Annotated in this window: 7 protein-coding genes; 6 read left to right on the top strand and 1 reads right to left on the bottom strand. The window is 58.7% G+C overall.

Translation table 11 applies throughout. From position 1 onward, the window contains the following. Nucleotides 1-148: 148 nt before the first annotated feature. The 6 genes from ACM0PY_RS21060 to ACM0PY_RS21035 all read left to right on the top strand — a co-directional run bounded on the left by ACM0PY_RS21060 (nucleotide 149) and on the right by ACM0PY_RS21035 (nucleotide 4,362). On the top strand, nucleotides 149-898 hold the full coding sequence (locus tag ACM0PY_RS21060) for a sensor histidine kinase (protein ID WP_414609521.1): 750 nt from the start codon (nucleotides 149-151) through the stop codon (nucleotides 896-898). Continuing rightward, nucleotides 895-1,800 carry a DnaJ C-terminal domain-containing protein gene (locus tag ACM0PY_RS21055; protein ID WP_414609520.1) on the top strand — a complete coding sequence of 302 codons (906 nt, stop codon included), beginning with the start codon at nucleotides 895-897 and terminating at the stop codon, nucleotides 1,798-1,800. The genes ACM0PY_RS21060 and ACM0PY_RS21055 overlap by 4 nt, the downstream gene beginning before the upstream one ends. Further along, nucleotides 1,797-2,075, top strand: a complete 279-nt coding sequence (locus tag ACM0PY_RS21050; protein WP_134967711.1) for a chaperone modulator CbpM — start codon at nucleotides 1,797-1,799, stop codon at nucleotides 2,073-2,075. Before ACM0PY_RS21055 ends, ACM0PY_RS21050 begins: the two co-directional genes overlap by 4 nt. A 19-nt stretch (nucleotides 2,076-2,094) precedes the next feature. Further along, nucleotides 2,095-3,045 carry a Dyp-type peroxidase gene (locus ACM0PY_RS21045; protein WP_134970261.1) on the top strand — a complete coding sequence of 317 codons (951 nt, stop codon included), beginning with the start codon at nucleotides 2,095-2,097 and terminating at the stop codon, nucleotides 3,043-3,045. A 1-nt stretch (nucleotide 3,046) separates the two neighbouring features. Then, nucleotides 3,047-3,592, top strand: a complete 546-nt coding sequence (locus ACM0PY_RS21040; protein ID WP_134970259.1) for a mechanosensitive ion channel family protein — start codon at nucleotides 3,047-3,049, stop codon at nucleotides 3,590-3,592. 119 nt (nucleotides 3,593-3,711) lie between these two features. Continuing rightward, the gene (locus tag ACM0PY_RS21035; RefSeq protein WP_180885790.1) at nucleotides 3,712-4,362 is read left to right on the top strand and encodes a DUF1345 domain-containing protein; all 651 of its coding nucleotides are present in this window, start codon (nucleotides 3,712-3,714) and stop codon (nucleotides 4,360-4,362) included. A gap of 18 nt (nucleotides 4,363-4,380) precedes the next feature. Here ACM0PY_RS21035 and ACM0PY_RS21030 read toward each other — a convergent pair whose 3' ends face one another. Next, nucleotides 4,381-5,190, bottom strand: coding sequence for a phospholipase D-like domain-containing protein (locus tag ACM0PY_RS21030; RefSeq protein WP_414609519.1), 810 nt, complete (start codon nucleotides 5,188-5,190; stop codon nucleotides 4,381-4,383). Between the last annotated feature and the right edge of the window lie 164 nt (nucleotides 5,191-5,354).

The following is a 5,354-nucleotide window of genomic DNA, read 5'->3' as shown; positions in this document are numbered from 1 at the left end:
ACATCGAGATGTTCTACAACCCGATCCGCCGGCATGGTTCCGCTGGCGGACTGTCACCGGTAGAGTTTGAAAGGCGCTACGCGCAGAGCGGCAACTGAGTGTCTACAGAACTCTGGCCGGTCCAGAGGAAGCAACGCAGCACCTGATAGTGAAAGAGAAGTTGGCAACTATTGGCGAGATCGCCGCAGGTGTCGCACATGAGATCAACAATCCGCTCGCAGTGATGCAGGGAAATCTGGAGCTCCTGCGTGAAGCCGTGCTCCAGGATTTCGGACCAGGCGGCAAGGAGGAGTTTGACCTCATCGAGGATCAGATCCAGCGTATCAGTACGATCGTGTCCAAGCTGCTTCAGTTCTCAAAACCCAGTGAGCACGCAGCGGAATACGAGCTGTTGGAACCTTCATCCCTGCTGCTGGAAACGCTACCGCTGGTACAGCACCTGACCAAACGCCAGCCCGTCATGATCGAGAAGAGGTTTCATTCCACCCGACTCATCAGGGCCAACAGAGGGGAAATCCAGCAGATCCTGGTGAACATCATGATCAATGCACTCCATGCCATGCCGGGCGGGGGTGTCCTGGGACTAGCCACCGAGGACACGGATGACATCCACGGTGCACCTGGAGTGGCGCTGCGGATCTCCGACACCGGCGGCGGCATCCCGCAGGACATCCTGGAGCGGGTCTTCGAGCCCTTCTTCACGACCAAGCACCATCAGGGCACCGGGCTCGGCCTTCCGATCAGCCAAATGTTGGCGTCGCGGCATAGAGGAAACCTCTCTGTGGCGAGTACGGGGCCAGCCGGGACCGTCGTTGAACTGTGGATGCCAGAGGCGGCCGAGGACCGTCCCAGCGCGTTGAATTCCTCAAATGACATGAACGAATGGAGGTTGGAGTGAGCAGTCCATACGAAACACTTGGTGTTGCCAGTGATGCCACGACGGATCAGATCAAGAAGGCGTACCGGAGGCTGGCCAGGAAGCTGCATCCCGACCTGAACCCAGGCGACAAGGCCGCGGAAGAAAAGTTCAAGGATGTCGCCAATGCTTACAGGCTGCTCATCGATCCGGAGAAGCGGGCGCTGTTTGACCAGGGGGCGATCGACGAAACCGGAGCGGAGCGACCGCGCCGCGAGTACTACCGCGACTATGCCCAGGCCGATGCCGGCTATGGCGACGGCGGCTTTGGTGGCTACGCGGACTTTGCCGAAGCCGGTGATCCCTTCGCCGAGTTCTTCCGCCGCACGTCGAATGCCCGTGCAAACGGCCGTGGCCAGGACCTCCGCTATCACCTCGAAATCAGCCTGGCGCGCGCCATCGAGGGAGGCGCTGAGCGCGTGGTCCTGGGCGATGGCGGCACCTTGGATGTGAACATTCCACCGGGCGTCACCCAGGGGCAAACACTCCGCCTTCGAGGCAAGGGCGCAAAGGGTGCTGGTACGGGGGGAGACGGCGATGCCTTCTTAGAGCTGGAGATTGCACCAGACCCACGCTTCCTTGCCGAGGGCGACTCGCTCACGATTGATGTGCCCATCTCCTTGAAGGAAGCCGTGTTGGGCGCACGCATTACCGTGCCGACGCCAACCGGTCACGCCGAGGTGGGCGTGCCGGCTGGCTCAGATGGCAACACCCGGCTTCGACTGAAAGGGCAGGGCATGCCGCTGCGTTCCGGTGGCCGAGGCGATGAGTTCGTCCGATTGAAGATTGTTCTACAGAAGCCTATGGACGCGGAGCTGGCCCAGTTCGTGAAGACCTGGGAGTCGGGCGCGTCCTTCAATCCGCGGGAAGGAGGTGCAGCATGAGCGCATTGAATGAGGTTGTCAGTGTTCAGGATATCCTCGACCAGGCCGGCGTCGAGGAGGCTGTGCTGAGCCATTGGGTCCAGCTGGAGTGGATCTCTCCACAGCAGGGTGAGGATGGGCTGGTCTACACGCGTGTAGATCTCAGTAGAGCACTTTTGGTTCGCGACCTTATATTTGAAATGGAGGTCAATGAGGCAGGGGTGGACGTTGCGCTTCAACTGATCGAGCAGGTGCATGGATTGCGGCGGGTGCTGCTGGCCATGCGTGATCGGTGACCCACTCCAGGAGCGTTCAATGAGCTACGCGACGCCGCAATCCCCCGAACCGCAACCGATCGACGCACCACTGTCGATCGCTGCATCCTTCCTTGTTCTTACCATTGAGCGGGACGCCTCGTCCCTATCTGCCGTTCGAGCGGTCCTGGGCAGCCTGGACGATCTGATCAAGAACGTGCTCGTCAGAGATGTGACCGGCACCTTTACCTGCAACGTCGGGATTGGCGCGAACGTATGGGGCCCGCTCCTCGGCACGGCGCCACCTGCTGAGCTACGTCCGTTCAAGGAGATCCGAGGCGCAGCGCATGCGGCAGTCTCCACGCCAGGCGATCTCCTGTTCCATATCCGCGCCAAGTCAATGGATCTGATTGTCGCGTTCCAGCAGATGCTCTTCGAGGGCTTGGAAGGGGCAGTTGCAGGGCAGGACGAAGTCAGTGGATTCAGATACTTCGACGGTCGCGATCTGCTGGAGTTTGTCGATGGTACTGCCAATCCAGTTGGTTTGGCGCTCCCCGAGGCGACCATCGTCGGAAGCGAAGATCCCGCGCACGCGGGTGGAAGCTACGTTGTCACACAGAAGTACCTTCACGATCTCAAGGCCTGGAAGGGACTTAGTACTGAAGTCCAAGAGCAGATCATCGGTCGCAGAAAATTTACGAACACCGAGCTTCCAGACGCACCAGAGGCAGATCAGAAGTCGCACAAGACGCTGTGTACCATTACAAGGGATGGGATCGAACACGACATTCTGCGGGACAATATGCCTTTTGCAAGGCCGTCACATGCCGAGTACGGGACCTACTTCATTGGCTATTCAAGACATCTCTGGGTAGTCGAGCAGATGCTTGAGCGAATGTTCATCGGCAACCCGCCGCCGCTTCACGACCGAATTCTTGATTTCTCAAGAGCCGTGACTGGGAACGTCTTCTTTGTTCCGTCCAGAAGCGCACTCGCGGAAATGGCAGGTTGATATGCAGACTACTGTCGACGCTTTAGTGGATCCGTCATCTGTCGTAGGCGCAGTGGCGATTGGGGCGCTCATCGCACTTCTCGCCGTGATCAGTGCCGCACTTCTCAGGAGATCAGCTCGTCGTATCGGCGCACGGCTTACGGATGGGACCACGCTCCAGTTTGCAAGCGTACTGGGACAGTGGTTGATCTACCTGCTGGCCGTCGGTCTCTATGCGCACCTAATCCCTGAGCTCAGGACCCTCGGGTCGACGATGCTTGCGGGGGCGGGCATCCTTTCAGTTGTAGTTGGTCTGGCGGCGCAGGACACCCTCGGTAACCTGATTGCAGGATTCTCGCTTCTCATATCAAAGGCGATGCGCGTGGGTGATACCGTCCGCGTGTATGCTCCCAATGGGGTCATCGAAGCCCGGGTGGAGGGCATCTCTCTGGGTTTCACAACCCTTCGGGATGCGCAAGGGAACGAGGTCGTAATTCCAAATGGTGTCGCCATGGCCAGCGCCATTGTTCGAGTTGCGCATCCAGACTCTACGAAACAAAGTGACTGAATGAGGCGCCAGCTGATGGACTATCACAGCAATCGCGGTGCAATGACGCTGGAAAATGACCAGCAGGCCTCGCCGAATCTCCGCCAGGTCGCTGGCTGGACATCAAATGGAGCCAGAATGTGATCAAGCTTTCACATGCCAGGGCAAGTTTCTATCTGGCCGCCGGAGCAGGGGTTCTCGCCTGGGGCTGGGCAGTTCACTCTGCGCCGTATCTGGCCCTGGTGGTAGGCGTGGATGTTTTCTTTGTTGCCTATCTGGCAAGGACACTGGCTTCCGTCCCCACCTACGACGCAGAACGGCTCCGGCTGAACGCAGGCCACCGGGATGAGCCCCTGTGGATGGTGTTCATCATTACATTGGCAGCGGCAGCTCTGGCGGTGGGGCTGGTCATCTCCGTAAGCGGGAAGCAACACAAGCCTCTGGAACTGGGGCTGACCCTGGCGTCACTGCCTCTCGCCTGGGCCACCATCCACGCAATGATGGCTTGGCACTACGCGCACATGTATTGGAGAAAAGCAGATAAGAACTGCGAGGATGAAGGTGAGCGGGATGGCTACCACGCGGGATTGCTTTTCCCCGGGAACAAGCCGCCTGGGGCACGCGATTTTCTGTATTTCGCGTTCATCATCGGAGTCGCTGCACAGACGGCTGATGTCTCCATCTCTTCGTCGAAGATTCGCGCCGTAAGCCTGCTGCATTCGCTCGTGGCCTTCGCCTTCAATACCGTGCTACTTGCTGCAGTCGTGAATGTTGTGGTGACGCTGGCGTAACTTGATCGTCCGGCACCTCTAGAGAACGGGCGACATCATGCCGATGGCATTCTGAAGAAGCCGCGTATGGAAAGGCCAAGCCTCTACCGTCTCCAGAGCGATCTGCTCAGACACACGTACGTAGCCTTCCTGTCGATTCCTGATAGCCGACGTTGCCAGTGGATCCATGATGAGGAGGTTGCTTTCGAAGTTGAGTTGCAGGCTACGACGATCCAGATTGGCGGATCCAACCAATGAGAATTGCCCATCTGCTGTCAGTGATTTGGTGTGAAGTAGCCCAAGCGGATACTCGAAGATGGATACTCCTGCCTGAAGCAAGTCACGGTAGGTACTGCGGCATGCGTAAGCCACCAACAGTGAGTTGTTGCGTTTCGGAAACACCATCGTGGTTCTTACGCCCCTGCGCGGCGCAGCGCATAGGGCCCGTAGGAGGGCCTCGTCTGGAACGAAGTAGGGGGTGGTGATCAGCAGTTCGCGCCGTGCGGCGTACACCGCGCCGACAAATGAATCCGACATGGTATCGCCAACCGTTGACGGTCCGCAGCCATACATCTGGGCCACCGCACCTTGGGCAAAGAGGGCCGGCAAAGGGCGCTGAGACGGTAGCGACTCCAACTCCTCGCCGGTCTCAGCCATCCAGGTGCTCAGAAACAGCCACTGTGCCTGTCTCACCACAGGGCCTTCGCATCGAAGGAAGATATCCACCCAGGGAGCGTACTTTGCAAGCACCCTGAACTCAGGGTCCGCGCAGTTCTGGCTGCCACAAAAGGCAATGGCATTGTCGATGACGACCAGCTTACGGTGATTGCGCAGGTCAAGTCGCCCCAACGCCAGATGTCCTATACGAGGGATGTCGTCCAGCGTTGCAATGGACCGGCCAGCCTTTCGTAGACATCCGGTTGCCATAATTGATGGCAATGACCGAGGTGTTTATGGGCAACAGCAAGCAGTACACGGATGAGTTCCGGGCAGAGGCGGTGAAGCAGGTGATC

It is taken from the genome of Stenotrophomonas sp. BR163 (genome assembly GCF_047520985.2).
Taxonomy (GTDB): domain Bacteria; phylum Pseudomonadota; class Gammaproteobacteria; order Xanthomonadales; family Xanthomonadaceae; genus Stenotrophomonas; species Stenotrophomonas sepilia.
This window is presented reverse-complemented; position numbering and strand designations above follow the sequence as displayed.

Coding starts and splice junctions, on each gene's coding strand:
- ACM0PY_RS21045 (WP_134970261.1), top strand. CDS start 2,095: ATGAGCTACGCGACGCCGCAATCCCCCGAACCGCAACCGATCGACGCA.
- ACM0PY_RS21040 (WP_134970259.1), top strand. CDS start 3,047: ATGCAGACTACTGTCGACGCTTTAGTGGATCCGTCATCTGTCGTAGGC.
- ACM0PY_RS21050 (WP_134967711.1), top strand. CDS start 1,797: ATGAGCGCATTGAATGAGGTTGTCAGTGTTCAGGATATCCTCGACCAG.